Source organism: Paenibacillus sp. SSG-1 (assembly GCF_002224835.1).
GTDB lineage: Bacteria > Bacillota > Bacilli > Paenibacillales > Paenibacillaceae > Paenibacillus_AQ > Paenibacillus_AQ favisporus.
The window spans coordinates 859,635-881,706 of record NZ_MBRK01000001.1 but is presented as its reverse complement, the minus strand read 5'-3'; the positions used below and the strand labels follow the sequence as shown (position 1 = coordinate 881,706).

At 53.8% G+C, this 22,072-nt stretch carries 15 protein-coding genes; 2 read left to right on the top strand and 13 right to left on the bottom strand.

Going from position 1 to position 22,072, the window contains the following annotated elements:
- The first annotated feature begins 34 nt into the window (after positions 1-34).
- Positions 35-811 (top strand): helix-turn-helix transcriptional regulator, encoded by a 777-nt coding sequence (locus BCV73_RS04205; protein ID WP_089546176.1) that lies wholly within the window; start codon positions 35-37, stop codon positions 809-811.
- On the opposite strand, the gene BCV73_RS04200 is transcribed toward BCV73_RS04205, so the two are convergent.
- The 10 genes from BCV73_RS04200 to BCV73_RS04155 all read right to left on the bottom strand — a co-directional run bounded on the left by BCV73_RS04200 (position 806) and on the right by BCV73_RS04155 (position 14,272).
- Entirely contained in the window at positions 806-1,423 is a 618-nt protein-coding gene (locus BCV73_RS04200) for a class I SAM-dependent methyltransferase (protein ID WP_089546174.1), read from the bottom strand. The two genes, BCV73_RS04205 and BCV73_RS04200, sit on opposite strands and share 6 nt — an antisense overlap.
- 87 nt (positions 1,424-1,510) lie before the next feature.
- A complete protein-coding gene (locus BCV73_RS04195) occupies positions 1,511-2,458 on the bottom strand; it encodes a carbohydrate ABC transporter permease (RefSeq protein ID WP_076169184.1) in 948 nt (315 codons plus the stop codon).
- Positions 2,459-2,475: 17 nt separating this feature from the next.
- Positions 2,476-3,384: a carbohydrate ABC transporter permease gene (locus tag BCV73_RS04190; RefSeq protein ID WP_089546173.1), complete on the bottom strand. Its 909-nt coding sequence runs from the start codon at positions 3,382-3,384 to the stop codon at positions 2,476-2,478.
- The gene (locus BCV73_RS04185) at positions 3,381-5,936 is read right to left on the bottom strand and encodes a DUF5696 domain-containing protein (RefSeq protein ID WP_089546171.1); all 2,556 of its coding nucleotides are present in this window, start codon (positions 5,934-5,936) and stop codon (positions 3,381-3,383) included. Before BCV73_RS04185 ends, BCV73_RS04190 begins: the two co-directional genes overlap by 4 nt.
- A 17-nt stretch (positions 5,937-5,953) precedes the next feature.
- Positions 5,954-6,589, bottom strand: a complete 636-nt coding sequence (locus BCV73_RS04180; RefSeq protein ID WP_084203819.1) for a Yip1 family protein — start codon at positions 6,587-6,589, stop codon at positions 5,954-5,956.
- Positions 6,570-8,036 carry a hypothetical protein gene (locus BCV73_RS04175; protein WP_089546169.1) on the bottom strand — a complete coding sequence of 489 codons (1,467 nt, stop codon included), beginning with the start codon at positions 8,034-8,036 and terminating at the stop codon, positions 6,570-6,572. Before BCV73_RS04175 ends, BCV73_RS04180 begins: the two co-directional genes overlap by 20 nt.
- A 16-nt stretch (positions 8,037-8,052) precedes the next feature.
- Positions 8,053-8,916, bottom strand: coding sequence for a carbohydrate ABC transporter permease (locus BCV73_RS04170; protein ID WP_089550090.1), 864 nt, complete (start codon positions 8,914-8,916; stop codon positions 8,053-8,055).
- A 13-nt stretch (positions 8,917-8,929) separates the two neighbouring features.
- A complete protein-coding gene (locus tag BCV73_RS04165; protein ID WP_089546167.1) occupies positions 8,930-9,889 on the bottom strand; it encodes a carbohydrate ABC transporter permease in 960 nt (319 codons plus the stop codon).
- Between the two features lie 12 nt (positions 9,890-9,901).
- Entirely contained in the window at positions 9,902-12,784 is a 2,883-nt protein-coding gene (locus BCV73_RS04160) for an extracellular solute-binding protein (RefSeq protein ID WP_089546165.1), read from the bottom strand.
- 93 nt (positions 12,785-12,877) lie between these two features.
- Complete coding sequence (locus BCV73_RS04155) at positions 12,878-14,272, bottom strand: ABC transporter substrate-binding protein (protein ID WP_089546163.1); 1,395 nt, start codon at positions 14,270-14,272, stop codon at positions 12,878-12,880.
- A 276-nt stretch (positions 14,273-14,548) separates the two neighbouring features.
- On the opposite strand from BCV73_RS04155, the gene BCV73_RS04150 reads away from it, so the two are divergent.
- Positions 14,549-15,319: a helix-turn-helix domain-containing protein gene (locus tag BCV73_RS04150; protein ID WP_179231879.1), complete on the top strand. Its 771-nt coding sequence runs from the start codon at positions 14,549-14,551 to the stop codon at positions 15,317-15,319.
- Between the two features lie 127 nt (positions 15,320-15,446).
- Here the strand turns inward: BCV73_RS04150 and BCV73_RS04145 are convergent, their stop codons facing one another.
- From BCV73_RS04145 to BCV73_RS04135, 3 genes are all read right to left on the bottom strand, one after another.
- Entirely contained in the window at positions 15,447-18,182 is a 2,736-nt protein-coding gene (locus tag BCV73_RS04145; protein WP_089546159.1) for an endo-1,4-beta-xylanase, read from the bottom strand.
- Between the two features lie 105 nt (positions 18,183-18,287).
- A complete protein-coding gene (locus BCV73_RS04140; protein ID WP_076169193.1) occupies positions 18,288-19,181 on the bottom strand; it encodes an ABC transporter ATP-binding protein in 894 nt (297 codons plus the stop codon).
- A gap of 3 nt (positions 19,182-19,184) precedes the next feature.
- Complete coding sequence (locus BCV73_RS04135; protein WP_244867559.1) at positions 19,185-22,067, bottom strand: ABC transporter permease; 2,883 nt, start codon at positions 22,065-22,067, stop codon at positions 19,185-19,187.
- Positions 22,068-22,072: the final 5 nt, after the last annotated feature.

Here is a 22,072-nt window from a genome sequence, read left to right as displayed (position 1 = left end):
AGAAACTTGATCTATTCTAAGATTGGAGATCGTGATGACGACATCCATTTACTATGTCGGATATGATGCCGCCCATCCCGGAGACTTTATTTATGACATTCCGGAAGGACATGATTTTTGGCTGCTGATTCTTACGCAAACGCCGGCCGAGTTCTGGGTTCAAGGAGAAATCCGGGAATACCCGGCAAACTGTGCCGTTCTCTTTCCCCCTCGGCAAAAGATTATGTACCGCGCCTGCTCAGGCCAATTTGTGAATGACTGGGTCCGTTTCGAGACGGACGAATCCTACGTTCTGGAGACGACACTTCCGCAGGGCGTTCCGATTCCGGTCCCGGATCCCGGATACTGCCGCCAGCTGTTCCAGCTTCTGGCCACCGAAAATTTTTTCAGCTGCGATTACCGGGAGCTCTCGATCGACTACCTGTTTCGGATCTTGTTCAACAAGCTGCTCGAAGCTTTTCAATCCAAGGAAAATTCGCCGCATTACCAGAAACTGCTGAATCTGCGCAAGGCGATCCATAACCGTCCCGGCGCTGAATGGAGCGTCCCTTCCATGGCCGATGACGTTCATTTGAGCCCCGGGTACCTGCAAACGCTGTATAAGGCGACTTTCGGGATTTCCTGCATGGACGACGTAATCCAGTGCAGAATCCGCCTCGCCAAGGAAAGGCTAATCCACGGATCGCTTCGAATCGCTGATATCAGCGAGCTGTGCGGATACAAAAATGTCGAGCATTTCTCCAGACAATTCCGGCGTATCGTGGGCTGCACGCCTCGTGAGTACCGGCAGTCGGGTGATTTACGGCTATGATTGTTCATTTTGCAAGCTGTTTCTCTTCAACTTGCAAATATAAAACGGGTATTTTGAAAAAGTGTCGTATTGCTCTAATTGTTCAATGCGAAGATCACGATCTTTTGCATAATCCACCAGTTCGTTGACAGGATTCCTGCTTATATGTGCCATGAACAAGAGCCAGCCTTCCCGTTTGAGCAGACTCATGCAAGCATCGATACAGCGATCGAAATCGCCCGTTTCATTCACTGTAGAACCAATGAGCGTCACAAGGTCAAAATATGCTGATGGCAAATCAACGTCAAAAATACTTTGGTTCTTAACTATCGAACGATTTGGATGTCCTTCTAGATGCTGTCTCATCGAGAATATACTGCAGATTTCCGGATCCATATCGATGCTTGTCAGCGTTCCTGTGCCGTTCAGCCAGTATCCAAGATAGTCATCCCAGTCGCCAGTTCCGATCCCAACATTGCACACCCTAATACCGTCCTTTAGGGCCACATATCTTCTGACATAATCCCTTGTCATACACTCTGCGTACAGGCACTCCGGTGACAAATTCCATTCCGCAGCTTCCGGGCTTTTCAGCGCGAGGTAATAATCAAGCAGCTTTCTATCCGTTTCCAATAGAAACCTTCTCCTTATAGATAACTAAAATAGAGCAGCAGCATGCGGGACCGCATGCTGCTTTTTCGTTAATACCATAACCCAACCTTACCCGACAATGCCGGTCCGTTCGATGCTTTCCACAAAGTAACGCTGCACGAACAAATAAATAATGATCAGCGGCAGGATCGCCAGCAAGATGCCGGTATCCTGGACCATGCTCATATAGAAAGGATCCTTGTTGGTCGCCACCCCGCCCTCGAGCATGATGGAAAGGTTGTGCGGCAGCGACGCCAGTTGGGTGGACATCACTTTGCCCGACGTTAAATACGTTGTCGTAAAGAAGCTGTCATTCCACTGCCATACGAACGAAAACAACAGCACGGTAACGATGGCCGGAACGGCATTCGGGAGCATGATGCGCATAAAAGTTTTGCTTACGCCAGCCCCATCGATATAAGCCGCCTCCTCCACTTCTTTCGGGATCCCCCGGAAAAACTGCCTGAAAATAAAAATGTAGAGACCCGCCTTCAGCGAGTTTGCGGTGACTGAGGTTAGAAAGAAAGGCCAGTACGAATCCAGCAGGTTCACCGACTTCCCGGTCAGCAGCGGGATCAGCCCCATGAGGCTGAAATCCTTCAAATTCATGTAGATCGGTATCAGAATGGTCGTTGGCGGCACCAGAATGGTCAGAATGACGCCTCCAAAGAGCAAATTGCTGCCTTTGAATTTAAGCCGCGCGAAAGCGTAGCCTGCAAACGCGCAGGACACGGCCGTCAGGATCGTTGTCATGGCCGATAACGTAAACGTATTGAACAGCGTGTGCCAGTAATCCATGATCGAGATGGCTTTTTTGAAATTGTCCAGCGAATAATGCTCCGGGATAAACACGACGATCGGCGAATACAGATCGCTCTTGTCCTTGATGGCCGTTGAAATCTTTTGAAGAATGGGGTACAGAATGACAAACGACAGTCCCGCCATCAGGACCAGCCGCACGACGGTCCACAGCCAGCGCTTCCAGCTTTCGAGCGACAACAAACGGGCGATGATCAACGCTGCTCACGCTCCTTCTATTCTTGATAGAAAATTCTTTTGGAAATGAAAAACGTAATGATTAGCAAAATAACCATGATCGCCAGGAAGTATATCCAGGCCATCGCCGAGCTGAGGCCGAAATTGAAATTTGTAAATCCCGTTTCCCTGATCAGCGTTGTCATTTCGCTCCGGGAGAACGAGTCGATCACCGTATAAATCACGTTGACCAGGATGAGCGGGCTGACCATGGGCAGCGTGATTTTCCAAAACGCTTCGTAACCGGTCGCTCCCTCGATCTTGGATGCCTCATACAGCTGGGGGGATACCGACTGGATCCCTGCCAGGAAGATCAGAATTTGCACGCCCGACTGGCTGACGATCTGGTAGATGCGATCCACGGCGCTGGTCAGGTACGCGACGATGTTATCGCTGACACCGGAATTGACCATGATCCGCGTCAGCTCGCTGGTCCCCAGGCCGCTCACGGCACCGCCGGCGTTCTGCTCATTGATGGCCTGAACGAGGCTGGATGTCTCCAAATTCGCAATGACTCCGGACGCCAGGATGACCGGAAGGAAAAAAATCGATCTGGCAATGGCTCTGCCGACAAACCTTTGGTTCAGCAGTACAGCCAAAAACAGGCTGAAGATCACAATGAGCGGCACGTTGATGACCATGTTTACGATCGAGGTCGTCAGCGTACGGTTAAAGCTCGTATTGACCGTAAGGGCTTCCACGTAATTGGAGATGCCGATAAAGCTGATGTTCATGCCGTTAGCATTGGCTTCGATGGAGCTGAAGCTGTACCTTAATGAGGAAATTAAGGGTATCAGAAAAAAGAGAAGGAATCCGATCAGCCACGGCAAAACGTAGATAAAGCCCCAAAGCGCCTTCTGTTCGGCGTACGTCCGCCGCTTCGCGCCGATTTTCATGATCGACTTCAAGATTGCACACCACCCGTCAAATAGCTCTCGGCTTTCACCGTTTGGCCGTCCACCGTCACATCCGTACGGTTATAGTTCACAATGACGTATACGCCGTTCCCGTACACGGTCTTGAATACGCCTTCGCCAAGCTTCTCATGGCCCGTGATCGGCTCATTCCGGACGTTCTTCAGCACATCGTTCACTTCACGGTACATTTCGGCGGCCTGGTCGATCCACTGCTTGTAATGGACGGCATACAACTCGTTATAATCCGTATCCTTTACTTTGTCATTCGGTTCATGGATCCATTCGAAGTACACGCCCGCTCCGTATTCGAGGCATCTCAGGATATACTGCCGTTCATCCGTATAGGTTGACAGGTTAAACGGGCTTCCCGTGTAGTCGACAGACCCCCGAATGACCATTTGATAGAATGGGATCTCTTCGTCCTCGATCTTGAATCGGCTGCCGGACATCGGCGCGTTCGTAATATCCGACAAGAATGGAAGCGCATAAGCGTTGCCGCCGTCTGCCATGACCTTCAAATTTTGCTGCGAGATGCTGCCCAGCGCCTGAACCGATAGTTTCTCGGACTGCGTGCGATCCAGTTGATTGTGCTTGCGGTAATCGCTGTTGAGCTGATCGGCGAGATCCCGGAGTGAAATGCCGCCTGTCTGATACCCCTTCAAGCCCTCCAGCACCGACTTGGTATAGGGAACAGTAAGCCGAGGTGATACAACATAAGAAGGCGGCTTATCCCGGTCCCTTCGATTGAGTGCCTGATCCAGCGGATAAAGAGCAGCAGGAACGCCTCTCAGCGTTCTCGCAGCATTCGCGTTCTCGTTGAATCCCTTTCCTGTATTCGCGGTCAAAACGGCTACATCAGGAAAGAAAGAAACCCCTTGATCCCTCGTGAACGACAGGAAGCTCTGCAATCCATTGCTGCCGCCGACCGCCTTGTCGACCGAAATGTGATCCGGAACCTCATGATCCATCCCGCCATTGAACCAGCCCGAAAGTTTCAGTTTGATGTTGGAGATGTCGCGGCTCTTCATCTGGTTGATAATATCCTCCGACTGTTCGAACGTCGTGAGGGGCTCAATGGTCCGGTAAGGAATGCCGGCGAAATGCTTTTCTTTGGCGATGCCGCCGACCAGCTGCAGGTAGAACGGCGTATCTGTCGTACCTGCGGTAGCCTCTTCTGGCTTAGGGAGACCTCCATGCTGCTCCAAATAACGCTGGTAGTAGCGGGCCAAGCCTTGGTAAGAAGCCTCCTCTTTGTTCAGGAATGCGTACCGGACCGTAAAATCCGTTTTCATAGCCTGTTCCTGGAACCTGGGGAGCGTACGCTCCTGGCCGTTCGCTTGCAGTGTCACTTCTCCTTTGTTCATGACATTGAAGCTGGGATATACATAGTTATAGCTGTTCAGCTTTCCGCTAATATCGGCATGGATGGCCGCAGCCGATGCGCCTTCCTCGATAATGCCGAGGATCGCGCCGCTTTCCCGGATGATGCCGAACACCGGCAGCCGGACGGCCTGCTCGGTCTTGGCATCCTCGGTCGTCTTCATCGTCAGGTCTTCCCCGTACACCGGCTGCTGGTAAGCGGGATACTGCTTCTTCCCGTTGTTGAAGTGGATGAGCGCACCGGATCCGTCCGGCACGAAGATCGCCCCCTTCTCCTTGGAACTGCCGGCGCCAAAAAAGCTGAGAAAGGAAATATTCCCGATCGGATATGCGCTCGGATATTGAATACCGGATGAAGGGATTTTGGCGACTAGGCTGCCGCCGTCCAGAGCATATTCGATCGATGCGAGGAATATCCGAGGTTCCGGCTTCTCCTGTGTAAAATGCAGCTCCTCCATGTCCTTCATGAGGTCCTCTTCCGTATATCCGGCATCGTCAAATGCCTTGAAGGCCCGATCGAGCTGCAGTCCATTTAAGGCGCTGTCGTTACGGACATACACCTTTTTATCCGGATCTTCTTTATAGGCGATTTTCAGAGCCCGCTGCCCCGTTTTGTCCAGCTTGCCCAGCATCGCCTCAATCCGCTCGCCGCTGAGCATCATCGGCAAATCGGCCGCTGACTTCACGGCCGTTCCGAACTGGTATGTGACCCTTACCCCGCTTGGGATCGGTTCGAATTTGATCTGCTTATGCGAGACGCTGTCCGTGAACGTATTGATGGAATTCACCTGGCCGAAATTGTTGTAATAATCGATCTTGAGCTGGGAAGAAAGGTTGGCTTTGTTCACCCCCGAGGCGAGCGGATCCTTGCCCTGCTCCGGCGGGTTGCTGTACCACGTCTCTCCGGTTTCCTTATTTAACACAGCAATAGCGCCCGTACTCTCATCCACGAACAGCCGCAGTCGTTCATTTTCGGCCACGCCTTTCATGCCGGCTGCGCGGGCGTCGGTGAAAGCCGCCTTCAAAGGCTGGCCCTTGGTGAATTGGGCTGCAGCCGGTGCATCCTTGGCCCCGGAGCGGGCGGCGTTCGAATCGGCACAGCCGGCCAGCGCGATCCCCGCGATCAGTACAGGGAGCCACAGGACGATTCTGGCTTTGCGCATGGTTTCTCCTCCTTTCTTTAGTTTCTCAGCATGATTTCCTGATAAATGACGTGAACGAACGAAATCATCTGCTGAATCAGTCCGAAAAACAGCAGGCATATAAAAGCCATAAATCCCATCGCCACGATCGTCAGCAGGATCGTCCCGATGGTCTTCGACGGCGAGTATTGATGCACGGTCATGTTGCCGACGAACAAAAGATACGCCGACCAGAGGAAGGCCGCGGTGCTGCAGAAGTTATAAAACGCCGTCTCCTGCAGCGATATGATATTGCTGAGCCAGATCCACGGGAAGTTGATGATCATCATCGGAACGAGGGCAAAACACGTCGACGTAAAAATTTCAACGAACTTCCCTTCGCCGTCCATGAGCGTCGTCAGCGACCAGTTGGCCACGCACCAGAACAAGACCGGAACAACGATGTACACTACTTCCATCAGGCTGTTCATATCATCCGGATTGGTGATTTTGACCAGGAAGCCGCTGTACTGGTTGCTAAGGACATTGGTGATGATCATCAAAAACAAAATGATCAAGGAAGCGATCAGCGTGTGCCGCTTGTTTCGTTCGTATTTCAGGTCCCAATAGGCGTTAAACGGATGCACGATGAGATAAAGCGGGTATTTTACGAGCTCACGATTCAATCGTAACACCTCCTTGTCTCCTCATCCGCTTCCGGAGCTTTTTGAAGAACAGGAGAGCAGCGGCAAGCACGATCAATCCGGTCATGACTGCCGGGAAATATTCCCTCATCACCTGCTTGCGGTAAAGCAGGTACGCCTTTGAATAATTGACTTGATCATAACTTTCCTTGAAGTACTGCATCGCCCCTTTGTAGTCCCCTTTCCGAAGGAGGGCCTTGCCCACGCCGGAATAAGCAAATTCCAGGTTCGCATTCATATTGATCGCCTGTTGATAGAGATCAAACGCCTTTTCCTCATCGCCCCTGTAGTAGCTCCGGACCGCTTCGTTCAACATCCGGCCGTACGCTGTTGTCTGAAACACCGTTATCTCGCCGAATGCCTTATCCAGCACAAGAAAATCGTCCCCGACCCGTTCAATCGCCGCGGGGGTGTTAAATTGGCCCATTTGGTTGCCCAAGCCGCCGAATATGTACATCAGATGTCCATCCCCGCTGTAAGTGAAGATCCTGCCCCGCTTCGAGTCGAGGACCGAATACATTTCGCTGTTGGTGACATCGATATCGATGAGCCGTGAAGGGCCGACATCTTTTGAATACCGGATATCCCCCACCAGGCTGAGATATCCCGTCCGCCGGAGAATATCGTTGCCCTGAGCGTTCAGTTTTTTGATCGGGTTATTCGAGTAGTCACCGCTTGTTGCGTAAATGAAGCCTTCGTCATCCATATCCAGATTTGTGAATTCGGTAGGCGTGAACATCACCATTTGGCTCCGCTGCGCCTGCGTAGACATCCTTTTCCAGAACAGCTCCACCGGATCGACCGTCACCCGGTTGGCGCCGATGAACGAGGTGAACGCCCCGTCCGGATTGAATTCCATAAAACCGTCAAATACGCCGGTCGACATGACGTAGATCCGCTGCGCCGTGTCGACAACCACCCGGACCGGCTGAAAATCGAAATTGGCCTGCAGCAGGTCGGACTTCGGCGCTTCAAGCACCCCCGCCACCCTTAAGTTTGAATCCAGATGAACCACCCGTTTATTGCCCGTATCGGCGATAAAGAGCTCTTTCCGGTTGGTCACGAAAATCCCTTGCGGGTTATTGAACGTATCTTTCTTCCCCTTGTAGTCAAAGGAATCCACCACCTTAACCGGCTTAAAATGCTCGTCGAGGACGACGATGCGGTTGTTGCCGGAATCGAGCACGTAAATCTCTTTGTCGGCCGTTACGTGGATGTCGCTTGGGTTTTTGAAGGGGCCCACGCCAAGCTGCGCGCCGTTCAGCAAGGACGTGGCCTCATACGCGGCAGGAGCCGGCGTCGTGTCATTCCAGAAGGAATAGTTGTAGGAGCCGCTGCCTTCGGCGTGAGCCGCATTTACGCCTATACTCGTCCCCAGCAGGCAGCAGAGGGCAGCCGCCAGGAGGTACTTTTTCACATTCGGTATGCTCATTCGCATCGTGCTAGTCTCCCCTCTATTCTTTCATTCCGGAGGTCGCCATCGTCTGAAGGACGTTGCTCTGCGAAATGATAAAGAGTGTAATCGGCACGACCATCAGAATCAGCGCGACGGCAGCTCCCACGCCGGCCCGGGCAATCCCGCCCGCGGTGATTTGGCCTAAGGCGTAGTGAAGCGTCTTGAGGTTCTCACTGTAAATAAAATTGCCTCCGTCCGAGCCCCACAGCATCGGAAACTGCAAAATCATCAGCGTTAGCCAAGCAGGCTTCACATTGGGCATGACGATCGTCCAATAAATCCGGTATTCGTTCGCCCCGTCGATTTTGGCCGCTTCCAGCAGGGCATCCGGAATCTGCTCCATGAACTGCTTCATCAGGAATAAGCCTAGCGGGAACGCAAGCGACGGGACGATAATCGATGCGTGCGTATTGATCCAGCCGAGCCACGACATCACCATATAGTTGGGAATCGCCGTAACATGCCCGGAAAACATCAAGGACATGACGACGATCGAGAACAGGATCCTGGATCCGGGAAAACGGTATTTTGCCAGCGGATAGGCCGCGGCAGAAGACAGCAGGATATGGCCGACAGTCCCTACAATCGTAATGAAGAGCGTGTTCACGATATACCGGGACAGCGGAACCCAGGAATTTCCCATTAACGCCACCAGATCGTAAAAGTTGTCCATCGTCGGATTGTTCACGAAGAAACGCGGCGGAAACAGAAACAGTTCGTTCAGCGGTTTAAAAGCATTATTAACGGCGTAGATCAGCGGCAGCGCCATGAATGCGCCGAATACGGCCAGGAACGCGAACAGCATAAAGCTGACGGTAAAAGAGCGGTTCAGCCTTCTCGGCATGCGAAAGGCGGCCATCATTCTCGTCACCAAATCACTCCCCTACCTTTCTGAGCAATCGCTGTGTCAATTTGTTGGCACCGAGCATCATGGCGAACAGCACGGTCGCAATCGCGGACGCATACCCCATTTCAAAGCGGATCGTTCCGTAATCCATCAAGTGAGTGACGATCGTATGCCCCGCGTAGTTGACGCTGGGAAAACCGGCGAGCGCCACCGAGATATCGGCCACCGCAAACGAGCTGGTGATCTGCATAACCGCGCCGAACATCAGCTGCGGCCTCATGGACGGCAGCGTAATGAACCACAGCTCCTGCCAGCGGTTGCGGATGCCGTCGATCGCTCCGGCTTCAATCAGGGACTTGTCGATCGTCTGCAATCCCGCGATAAAAGCCAGGAAGCTGGTGCCCAGGCTGAGCCACAACTGGACGATCATGATGATCGGCAAAATGTACTTCTCGTTCGTCAGCCATTGAATCGGTTCCAGCATAAAGCCGAATTTAATTAAAAAGCCGTTCAAATAGCCGTATCTGTCGCCTGAAAAAATAATGAGCCAAATAAAGAAAACGTTGCCGGAAATCGACGGCGCATAGAAAACAAGCGTCATCAACGCGCGGACCTTCGGGGACAGCTCATTGATAATCCATGCAAACAGAAAGCAGGCAATGTAGCTGATCGGTCCGCAAATGACCGCAAACAGCAGCGTATTTTTCAAAGCGATCATAAAGACGTCATCATTCAAAAACAATCTGGAGTAGTTCTGCCACCCGACAAACCGGGGGAATTCCAGCATATTGAAATAAAAGAAGCTGAGAACGATCGAGAAAACGACCGGAACCACCGTAAAGGCAAAAAAGATCAGCATGTACGGACTCATCAGGATGTAATAATGCTTGTTTTTCTTCAGCTCTCTCCAGACGTTGGCCAGCCGCGACTGCTTTTTCGGCTGCACGAGGCTCGATACGGCGGACGGGCTGGTTGTTTCGGCTTGCATCCGATTCCCCCCTTACTGTTCAGGTAAATTGAATTCCTTCCGCTTGACCGCAATTTCGTCATTGATGTACAAGAGGTAATCCGACAAAGCCTCGCGGGGATTCTCGCTGGCGTTGACGACTTTGCGGAATGCGTTGTCCAGATGCCGGCCGGTAAAATAGCCACCCGGAACTTGAGGGATTCCCCGGACCCATTTCCATTGATTCTCCAGATTACGATAGTCTTTAACCGGCCAAGGCAGCTCCTCGAGCGCCTCGACGTTGGCTGTCGGATAACGGGCCGCCTCGCCCATCAGCCCTTCCATCTCGCGGCCGTATGCGATTTGGGTATCCTTATCCGTCCACCATTTCATGAACTCCCAAGCCGCCTCTTGATCCCGTGCGCCCTCGAGCATCATCACGCCGGTCGTGTGGCTTGCCACTTCATGATGGATCGTGCCGTTCTTCTCCGTGCCGGGCACCATGGTAAATTCCCATAACCCCTTGATTTCCGGCGCGAGGACGGTCAGCATGTTGTACGTCGTATAATCCGCGATGCCGATCGGCATTTCGCCGGTGCGGAACCGGTTCGGAAAGTCGGCAAGCAGCGGGAACTTGTAGCTCGTATAGAACTGCGTCCATTTCTTGAAGGCATCCATGGAGATTTCGGAATCCAGCGCGCTCTTTCTGCCGCCGTCCCGGTAGAATTCGCCGCCGTTCTGGTACAGCAGCATGGAGAACGTCGGGTTCGGCACCAGGCTCGCGTTGGCGGCCTCGATCGGCAGATAAAATTCCATGTTGTGCTTCTGCAAAACCGAAATCATGTTATAGATATCCTGCCACGTCTGGGGTGGCTCCAGGTTAAGCTCCTTCAGGATATCCTTGCGGTAAAAGAGCATCGGGAACGACTGCTGCTCCGGCAGCGCGTAGACGCCTCCGTCATATTCGTAAGGCACCAATCCGCTGTCGCGAAAGCGGGATGCGACTTCGTTATAATCGGCAAATTTCGACAAATCGGCGGCGGCTCCCCGCATGGCATAGTTCACGGGCACGTCTTCGCCGATCTGCATAGCCACATCCGGCCCTTCCCCGGCGAGTGTCGCGGGCAGAAGGATGTTGGCGGGTACGAGCTTCAGATTGACCGAAATGCCCGATTTCGGGGTAAACGAATCATCGATCAGGTTTTTCAACACCTGTGCCTGATCCCGTCCCGTCGTAATCCAAACGGTCGTCGACCGCTTCTGCTTGCCGGTATTGCCGATGCTGTCGTAATCCTCGGTATAAGAAGCGGTAAGCGCCCCGGCTTCATGCTTCACCACCTGCAGAAACGACGCATCCGCTCTCGGCAGCTTATGATCCGGGGAGGAAACGACCAGATAATCCAGCGTAAGCGGCTGTTCCCGGACGGTCAGAATCCAGGTACCCAGGCCGCCGACGTTGGTCTTGAAGGCCTCCAAACGGTTCGCAACCGTATCCGGCCGTTCGGCCATCTCTTGGAGCTGCTTGACCATCGTGTGCAAAATGGCCACCTTGTCGCTCTGTTCGCCTGTCGCTTGTTCCAGGTAATCGGCCACGCTCTGGATCGTTTCGGCTTGTTTGCGGAAAACCTCCGCCATTTCCGGGATCCGCTTCTCCAATTGGTAGTCCCGGTACGGATCGGGCGAATTGGATGTGATCATCAAAATTTTGCGGTACATTTCGTTCAGCTGCAGCACGCTCGACTCGATCGTCTGGATCAGCGGGGCCAGCTCGCCAAGGGAAACCGTCATGCGAATCCGGTGCTTGCCTTGGGTCAAATGAAACAGGTACGGCTCATCCTCTCCCAAGACGTACATGCTCCAGTCCCTGCTGAATTCAAAAGGGATCCGCTTCATCTCCTTGAACGGAACCTTTCCGTCAATCGTCAGGCTTCTCGTGGCGAAGACGCCGCGCAGCTGATCCTGCTTCTCTTTTAAAGCGATCTGGTACAAGCCGTCCTCCGGCGCTTCGAATTCCCACTCGATCCATTGTCCGGGCAGCTTCCAGTTCAGCCCTCCGATCGTGTTGATCCGAATTTTGGACACATCGTATGGAATAACCGTCGGGCTCGATCTGTCAGAAACCGGATACAAGGTCGGAGAGGACTTATACACCGCATCCTCTGCCTGAATCAGGGTGTATTGGTCTTTGACCGGCTGCAGCCCTTCGGTTGAATAATCGCTCTTGATTTCTTCGTACGTCTTTAATGCTTCTTCCTGGTACAGCTCGATATAATCGATGGCCATAGGCTCACGCAATGCCGTCAAGGTCACGCTTTGGTTGCCTTTGTCAAAATAGAACAAATAGGGTTCGTCATAATAACCGCTGCGGTCGGTGACGGATTCGACCTGCCAGATCGGCTTCTCTACCTGACTCGGACGCAGCTCGTTCCCTCTGTCATCGCGACCGATCTTGTCGTCCCGGTTGCCCCAGACCCGGTCAAACGTAACCAGGTCGGCGCCCTTAAAGGGCAGCTGTTGATTGATTGTCAATCCGCGTTCGATCGCGGAACTTTTGCCTTCAACCGGCAAATACCGGATTCGGATGTTGTACAGGCCCGCCTGTTCGATGGGCACGTTCCAGCTGATGGAACCCGACTCCGGCGTGAGGACGGCGGTTTCCCCTGACGGATGGACGACCTCGAATCCCGGCCCGTCGGTTTGGGTAAAGCTCTCGCCCTCGATCCGGATAACCTGATCCGGGCGCTTAGCAGCCGAATGGGCTTTCACATATGCATCGTAGCCGCCGTCATCCCCGCCCGATCCCGTAACAGCCGCAAAATCGGCCATGGCTTGAACGCTCCGCACTTCGGATGAACCGGAAGGGTAGAATGCCCAAATGGACACCAGTATGGCAAGGACGAGCAGGACAGCGACGTAGCTCTTCTTTCGGTTGTTCACGCTTCTCCCTCCTGAAGCAAGAGACATGTCATGTCAATAACAGTCCCCGTTAGAAAAAATTTCTAATAGGGACTGCTGCTTCAACATGTGAAATTATTTCGATCCGTATACCTCATCAATGGCTGCCTGGAACGGCGCTTTGTACTTTTCCACCACCGTAGACACCGAGGTTCCGCTGGTGATTTCGCCGAGGAAATCGTAGAACTTCAGGTTCGGGAATGTGAAGTGGTCGAGGACAATCAAATTGGCGGCAACTTCCTTCGCATTGTTAATGTCGTTTTCGTCCGTGAACGAGGTTTCATAGTAGGCCTGGTCCGGATAGTCATACATCGAATCGATGTCGTTGATTTTCTCCCAAATATAGAGCAGCTTATCCGGATCCTTCACAGCCTTAGGGATGAACAAAGATTGATAGAGGCCTTCGTAAGAGTGGTACGAGCTTGCACTAGGCCCTTTAGGGAATGGCACAAATCCGATATCCGCGTCAGGCATATCCTTCTTGAAACCGCTAAGTTCGTAGAGCGCTCCCGTGTACATCAACGTGTTGCCTTGGCGGAAAAATTGGCCCGGCTCCGTCCAGTCGCCGCCTTCCGTTGGTCTGGCCACTTTTTCGGTCGCAATCTTGGAAATAAAATTAAGCGCTTCGGTCGTTTTCGGATCTTCCAGGTTTTGCTTGTTGTCCTTCGTCAAGCTCGTTTCGTTGGAAGCGAGCGCAAATTCGAGCGGCGCCGGGTTAGCGAGCCCCCAGGAATCAAGCTTGCCGTCATTGTTCGTATCCTTGTTGGCTTCTTTGGCTACTTGCAAAAACGTATCCCAATTCCAGCTGTCTTCGTTGACATAATCTTGAAGCGACTTCAAGCCAAGCTTGCTCATGAGCGTCCGGTTGTAAAAAATACCCATGACATTGTTGCCCTGCCCTTCTGAGAATCCGTAACCCCTTCCGTTATATTGCATGTATTGATTGGTTACACTTTGGTTAAAGGCTACCGGATTTTTCGTATACTCATCGACGGGCCACAACAAGTCCTGTTTCACAAGTGCCGGAATCGTGTAGGTTTTGCCCAATCTGACGATGTCGCCAAGCGGTTCGCCGGCCAACAGGGAAGCCGTCACTTTTTGCTGGTATTCGCCGTAATCGATCGCGACGTATTCGATTTTGAAGTTATGCTTCTTCTCCAACTCCTCCAGATTTTTTTTGCGCTGGATGTTATCCGGGTTATCCTCCGGAATCGTCATATCCCACCACGATACGACCTTGATCGTTCTTCCGCCCATGTCGAAATCCATGTCAGGCGTCTTGTACGTTTGCTCCGCATCCTTCTCTTCCGCACCTTTATTGTCGGTGTTGGTTGCCGCAGTCTCGGTACTTGACTCCGTACTCGTCTCCGCCGTACCGGCGCTTGACCCGCTTTTAGAGCCGCCGCTGCTGCACGCCGAAAGCACAAGTAACAGTGTGCAGAGCAGCAGCATCATTTTTCCCATACGCATTCCTCTAATCCCCCCGTTAAAGTGGTTTGCATCCCAATTACATTCAAAGTGTAGCGCTTACATTGAAAGGGCAACAACCTGTGGTAAGTTAGATATTCTACCCGTCAAAATATAGGTTGCTTGTAACCCCTTACATTACAAATGGCCAATAAGTAAACAACGGATAGCAAAATAAAGAAAAGCACATTGTTTGGGTATCGGGTTCTTTTTCATAATGAGAGATAAGCAGCTTCACCGGAGCCAATGATTGACGAAAAAGAAACAGGGGGGAATATCGTGTATAAGGTGCTGCTTGTTGATCCCGATCATCATGCGAAGGAATGGATAAAGCGTATGCTGGACAGACACCAAGCGGAATTTGAATTGGAGTGCCATGCCGCTGCAGCTGCCGAGGCGATGTCGATGCTATCCGCCCAGGATCATCAGCTGGTGCTGATCAGCATGAGAGCCTCGGAGGAAGAAGGACTTCAGCTCTGCGGCCGTATCCGGGAGAAAAGCCGTGTCCCGATCGTTCTGATCGGCGGGCGCAATGAGTTTCAGCTTGCCCGGAAGGCATTGTATTATCAGGTGAACGACTACCTGCCCGACCCCGTATCACCGGAGGAATTCGCGGCTAGCCTGCAGACCGTGAAGCGGGAGATGGACGAAGCGCCGTATTCCGGACATCAACCGGTCCCATGGGCAGGAAGCGTTCAGGAAGCTGCCTCCGCCATCTCTTCGGCCGGCATCATCGACAAGGTGAAGGCGTATGTGGAAGAGGCCCTGCATCAGAACATCACGCTGAAGGAAATCTCCCATATTTTTCACTTCAACTATTCTTACCTCGGCCAGAAATTTAAAGTTGAAGAGAAGATGACCTTCAAGGAATATCTGCTTCAGCAGCGCATGGAGAAGGCAAAATTCCTGCTGGAGAATACCGACATGAAGGTGTATGAAATTGCTAATGAAGTCGGCTATACCGAGATGGACTGGTTCTATAAGAAGTTCAAAACGTATACCGGTGTAAGCGCTAACAAATATAGAAAGACCCTGATCATAACGGCGTGATTTAAGCACACTTCGGCATACATGGCGCACATTCGATGAAGCCTGATCACCTGATCCCTTAAACCAAAGGCCGCTTCCCGGCTGTTTATCCGGGAGCGGCCTTTATTCGTTCCCCCACTCGCTGGGGTTATTCCAATGTTAACAGTCCGATGTTAGACAGGTTTTGCCACGTTCTGTCCGATGTATCATTCCAGATCGCCACGCTGTCGCGAACCCCGTCGTCGTTCCCGTCATTATTGACCTGTACGTCAAACCCGATGAGGCTGCCCGCCTTTGGAGGCGTTCCGACCCAATCGACAGCGGCCTCAATGATGTAGCCGGTCGGGGTCCGCTTCGCGGCGGATGTCAAATTGGCGCCGAGCGATCCGGGGCTGACCGACGGCTCGTTATCGAAGTTGACACGATACTGCCCGTCGTCGCTGTCATAAGAAGCGGCTCTTGCGTTGTTCTGATCGATGAAGATTTCGACCGAATCCTGCTCCCACGCATTGGCGCTCCGCTTGGTCACCAGAGAGTCGGTCACCTCGGCCAGCACGTACAGACGGTGATCGTCCCAGAGCGTCCGGACCTTTGCCGTTGAACCCGAAGTTCCGCTGACCCAGCGGTCGGTTACGATCTGCTCGGCCTTGTTCCAAATGTCATCGATGTCTCCGTCGATGACCGCCGTTCCTTTTACAGCCTTGGCGGTTCGCGGACCTTCCACCATCGTCAATACGCCAAACCCGGACGTATCCGAATCCTGCCTGTGATGAATATCGTTCCAGGACGCCAGCTCTTCCGCTGCACCGGACCGGTCGCGAATACGGACGTCAAAGCCGATTTCCTTTCCGGTGTGCGCACCGTCGACCGGGATCGAGGCTTCGATCCGGTATCCCTTCTCTGTTTTCACCACGTTATACTCGGCCGGTTTATGCGGATTGGCGCCGCTGCGCCGAAACGTATACTTTTTGTCGTCCGCTTCATAAGCATTCGTTTTGCCGTTATTGCCGTCAATGTACACTTCGACGGAGTCATTGCCGTTCACCGTGGCATCATCGACATCAACCCATATATACAGATGTCCCGCATCCCACAGCGTCTTATAAGTCGCTGCCGCTTTGCCGCCTGTCTGGATCGGTACCGCCTGCGCCACATTCCATACCGCCTCCGCCTGGCCGTCAATCTTCGCGCTGGCCTCCAGGGCTTTCGTGCGCTTCGTTTCAACCGGAACCTTCGCCGGATCGACGAGCGCCCAGTATGCGTATTTGGCTTGCAGCCTTTCATCGAACAGCAGCGGCCAATTGTTGCGAACGACCGGGAACGTGCGCAGCCAGGTGTTCAGGTCATCCTTGCCCCAGAATATGACGGCGCTGAGCTGATCCGAATGCTTCCTGAATACGTCGAAGATCTCCCTGTAGCGGTTGGCCTGCTTGATTTGCAGCTCGGTTGGGAACGTCTCATAAGCCTCCGTGTCATTCGTATAGATGCTCATGTCCAGTTCGGTGATTTGCTGATCGATGTCAAGATCCCGGAACGCCTGAATCATATCATCCAATTCCTGCACCCGGGGATATTCGATCCCGATATGCGTCTGGTGACCGACGCCGTCAACCGGAATCCCCTTGGCCTTCAAACGCTTAATGAGATCATGCAGAAACTGCCGTTTCACGGGATCATTCGTGTTGTAATCGTTGATGAACAGCTTGGCGTCCGGATCGGCCTCATGTGCATAAATGAACGCCTTTTCAATGAATTCCTCGCCTGCAATTTGATACCATAAGCTGTTGCGGAGGCCCCCCGGTTTCTGATCGCCGGGCTCAATAACCTCGTTTACAACGTCCCAAGCGTAAATTTTTCCCTTGTACCGACCGACGACGGTATCGATATGTTTTTTCATCCGCGCATATAGAAGCTCCTTGCTGGCGAGGTTGCCGTCGCTGTCATAAAACACCCATTTCGGCGTCTGGGAATGCCAGATGAGCGTGTGGCCCCGCATGGCGATCCCGTTATCCATGGCAAAGTTTACAATTTTATCGGCTGCCGTAAAATTGAATTGACCCTCCGTGGGCTCGGTGGCGTCCCATTTCAGCTCGTTGCCGGCCGTCAGACTGTTGAAATGCTTCCGGACCAGCTCCGCATCAGGGCTGGTTGGATTCTGGATTTCATTGACCAACACCGCCGTCCCCAGCTTGAATTGGCCGGCAAACACGTCCTTCAGGCTCGGAATGTCCTTCTGAATCTCGATCGGAACCGGATCGGGAGCGCGCTCAATCACAACATCGTCCACGTAAAAATCAAGCGTCGGATAATCGAAGGATTCGATATAAACGGCTAGGCTTTCAATTGGATGTTGCAAGGTATATTCTCCGCTGAGCTTGACCCATCCGCTGTCGCTCGCCTGGACCGATTTGACGAGTTCATAGGCATTGGCGCCATCCGTCGTGCGTTGCACCACAATCGATACCGGCGAGCTTGCCGTTCCGGCAGGCAGCTTGACCCAAGCCGATAAGTGGTATGTCTTTCCCGTTTCCATGATTGGCGTCACGTCGAGCTGCGGGCCGTTCCAGCCCTGGGTTCTACCGGTGACCTGCAACCCGTAAGATCCCGTATGGGCTGCATTCGGGGAAACCGTCAGGACTTCGCTGCCGCCCCGCCCGTACCAGCCTTGAAGCGTCCCGTCCTCAAAATCTTTTGAGATGCTTACCGGAACGCCTGCTGCCGCATCGCTCGTTCCGGCTGTTCCCATGCGGCCTTCAGATAGCAGGCCGGCCGGCTCCTGCTCAGCACTGGCCAGACCCGGGCGTGTGCCGAGCGATAAAGGGGTCAGTACGAGAACAAGCGCGAGCATCAGCAGAATAGAACGTTTGATTCGATGCTTTTTCATGAATCCACCTCTCCTCATGTCATCTATTCCATTAAAACGCCGCTTAACGGCGTTCCATGGCCATGTTATGGATCACTTCATTCCATAAATAAAACCAGGTTAAGTTCAGACCGTCTGCCTTTCGTTTGCCGGGTACAGAACGATACGCCCGTCTTCAAGCTCGACACGCACCTTGTTGCTGTCCTTGAAGCTCCCCGTGTCGAGGTAACCGGCAGGAATTTGCAGCCGTCCCGCCTTGTCGAGCACTGCATACTCGATATGGCTCTCGGCTTCCCGCCGGGCGGTGTCGGCGTCCATTTGCGTCAGCACATCGGAATAAGAGATCCTGCGGATCATCTCGGCCGACGTCTTGCCGTCGCGGATCTGAACAACCCGGTCGACCTTGCGGGCCAGCTCCGGATCATGAGTCACGATCACAATCGTAATCCCGATCGACCGATTCAACGTCCGGAACAAATCGAGAACCTGATTCGACGTGCCCGTATCGAGTGATCCGGTTGGCTCATCGGCCAGCAGCAGCCGCGGTTCGTTCGCCAGCGCGATGGCGATAGCCACCCGCTGCTGCTCACCGCCGGACAATTCGCTGAGCTTGTTCTTCACCCTGTGGCTCAGGCCGACCGCTTCCAGGAGCTCGAGCGCGCGGGCACGGCGTCTTCGGCCCCGCAGGAGAATCGGCAGTTCGACATTTTCGATCGCGGTCAAATAGGGAATCAGGTTGCGCGCGTTATTTTGCCAGACGAACCCGACCGACTCCCGTTTATATTGCACCAGGTCGCGCTCGCTGAACGCGAGCAGGTCCTTGCCGTCTACGAACAGCTTGCCGGCCGAAGGTTTGTCGAGGCCGCCCAGCATGTTGAGCAGCGTCGATTTGCCGCTGCCGGAATTGCCGATGATCGCCATGAATTCACCGTTCTCCACCTGAAGGTCCAGGCCCTGAAGGGCGACGACTTCCAAATCCGCCGTTTTATAGATTTTGACGAGCCCTTCGCATTGAATCATGCTCTATTCCTCCCCGAGCTTCAGCGCCTGTGCGATGCGGATTCGTGTCAGCCGGTACCCCAGAATGAGCAGGCCGACCGCCAGCGTGAATCCGATAATGCCGTACAGCTGCAAATAATCGCTGAGCTGATATGTAATCGTGAATGGAGGGACTTGTTCTTTGGACGCAAACGACATTTCAAACAGGGGCACGAATTTCATGCTCGTGACGTTGCCGATGAACACGCCGATGAGGACCGCGGCCCCCGACGTGAGCAGCTGTTCGCTGACGAGCATGCCGATCATTTGCGGGAAAGAGATGCCCATGGCCCGCAGAACCCCGTATTGAAGCGTCCGGCCGGACAAGGTCAGCACCCAGAACAGCAGGAAACCGATGAAGCTGACCAGCATCGAAATGGAAAAACCGAGCGTCATCACGCCGTTCATCGCCAAACGGAACGGATCATTTCTGGACTGGACCAACTCCTGCGTCGCGTCCCGCAGGCTCGTCACCTGCAGCTTCTTCGCCTGCAGCTCCCTGTAGATTTGTTCGCTGTTCGTGCCGTCCGCCAGCTTCAGCCACACCTCATACGGCTCGACGGCCAGCCTGTTCTGAATCGTGCCCAGATGTCCGACAACGAGATGCGGCTGCTCGGGTTTTCCGCTTCCCTGATCGGATGGCAGCGGGCTCCAGCTGGGCCAATAATCGATGATGCCATACACCGTGAACGTCGCCCCGTCCAAGCTGTCCCAGTAAACCCGGATCGGATCGCCGGGCTTCAGTTTGGCATCCTCTGCGAGCGACCGCGAAATGAGCACGGCCTCCGGATTCGGGGCGATCAGATTCAGGTAGCTGTTGATCGGATACTGCAGCAGCCCCTCCTTCATCCAGGCGGTACTGCCGAAATCCTTCGTGTCGATGCCAAAGAGAGCCGTTTTGCCGGACTTTTCATTACCGACGGCACTGAATCTGGCCTCCTGCTTCTTGAACACCTTTGCTGTCGCTTGCACGCCGTCAAGCTCCTCAAAGGGCTCGAAGGGCGGCTCCGTATACTGAACCCGTTTCTGCACCGTTGTCGTTGCCTGCTCAGACTGAGGCTGCCCTCCCGCCCCGGGGGATACAGGTGGAGGCGCATCGCTTTCCCACTTTGTCGTCAGCGCAATGTCCGTGCCGACGGCATACCGAACCTTGCTGTCCATGTTGTCGTTGATCGTCCTGGCCGCGTTCGCACTGAACAGGCCCGTCGCCACCGTCATGATCAGGAACACCTGAATAGTCAAATACTGCCCGGACGAGCGGCTGATCTGAACGAGCGTATGATACAGCGCAGGCGGCCATCCGTTTCGGCCCAGCCAATAAACGAGCCGGACGAACCAGGGGTATACCCGCAGCACCAGCAGGCCGCCTCCAAGCGCGAAAAGAGCCGGGGTCAGGAACAGGAGCGGATCAACCTGCAGGTCGGCAGATCCCAGCGCAAGCCTCCGCAGATCCTCCTGGCGCTGGTTGAAATTGTACAGCAGGTAAGCTGCCAGGCAGATAAGAACAAGATCCAAACCTGTCCTGTGCCAGATCGACAGCCGGGTGAGGCGCGCCGTCTGCTGCTTGTGGCTTACGATGCTGACCCGCGTTGCGAGGAAGGCCGGAATGAGGATCAGGATGATCGCTCCCGCCACAGCGGCTGCAGCCACTTGATAGGCGCTACTCGTCATGCTGACCTTCAGCGCGGAGCGCTGCACGAACTCCAGAAACCCATTGGAGGCGCCAAGCAGTTTGGTAAACCATACGCCGAGAAACGGCCCGGCCGCCAGCGCGCTCAGCCCGAGCAGCAGGCTCTCCAGCAGGTAGGCAGCCATGATCTGCAGCCGGCTTGCTCCCCGGCTGCGGAGCACGGAAATTTCCGTTTTTTGCCGGTCAATGATCAGATTGGCGGTCATATATAAATAGAATGCCAGCATCAGCATGACAGGGGTATACAGCGAAAGCGTCACCGTATCGAGCTTCTCCTGTTTGCCCTGGTACGATGCGATGGTCGGGCTCGCCGGAATTTTGATTTCGGCTACCCCAAGCTTGCCTTTGAAATAACGCCGGACCTCCCGGTCCGCCTGGGTGAACGCATCGACCTTGCCCAGCGACAGCTGTTCGTAATTGAGCGCGAGCCGCCATTCCATGTTGGAGACCCTGGCTTTGCCGCCTTGCGTAAATTCTCGCTCGAACTGCTGGAAGGGGATCAGGAATCCGTCCTCGTTCTCCGTGGTCAGAAACGGCAAATACCGGTCCGCCTCCGGATTCGTCTCTACGATGCCGACCGGGATGACCCGAAAGCGGGTACTTCCGCCATCCTGCGGCTCTACGGTCAGTTCTTCACCAAGCTTCCGCTTGGTCGCCAGCTGAAACTTCTGCGTGACCAGCGCCTCGATGATCCCGTCCGAACGATCCGCAGGCATCCGCCCCTCGATCAGCCGGACCCGCTTCTCCAGATCAGACAGCGACATAAAGCTTCCTAACGTCTTTTGCGATTGCTTCTCTTGAGCCGAAGCATCGGCGCCGTATACCTTCATCTTCGGCGTGAACCGCTGCTGATAGAACGACAGTGCTTCCAGCCCCATGCGCTCCGGAATCGTCTTCACGAACCGGTCGGCGCTTCCGATGGCTTCCTTCGTCTTTGCGTCCATGGATGATGCCGAGACCGTCGTGCTTATTCGGAGAAAGCCCGGATACACGCCGTTCCCGGTCTGCACGGACTGCAGCTCCTTCAGTAATGTCCGCTGCAAAATGGCCTGCGAGTAGAGCGGCATGGAGCTGAACAGGGCCACACATACGGTAAGGCCGATCCACAAATTCAGCTGCAGCCATTTGTTGTTGGCCATCTTGCGCAGGATCATCGTCCACAAAGCCAATACATACACCCCAT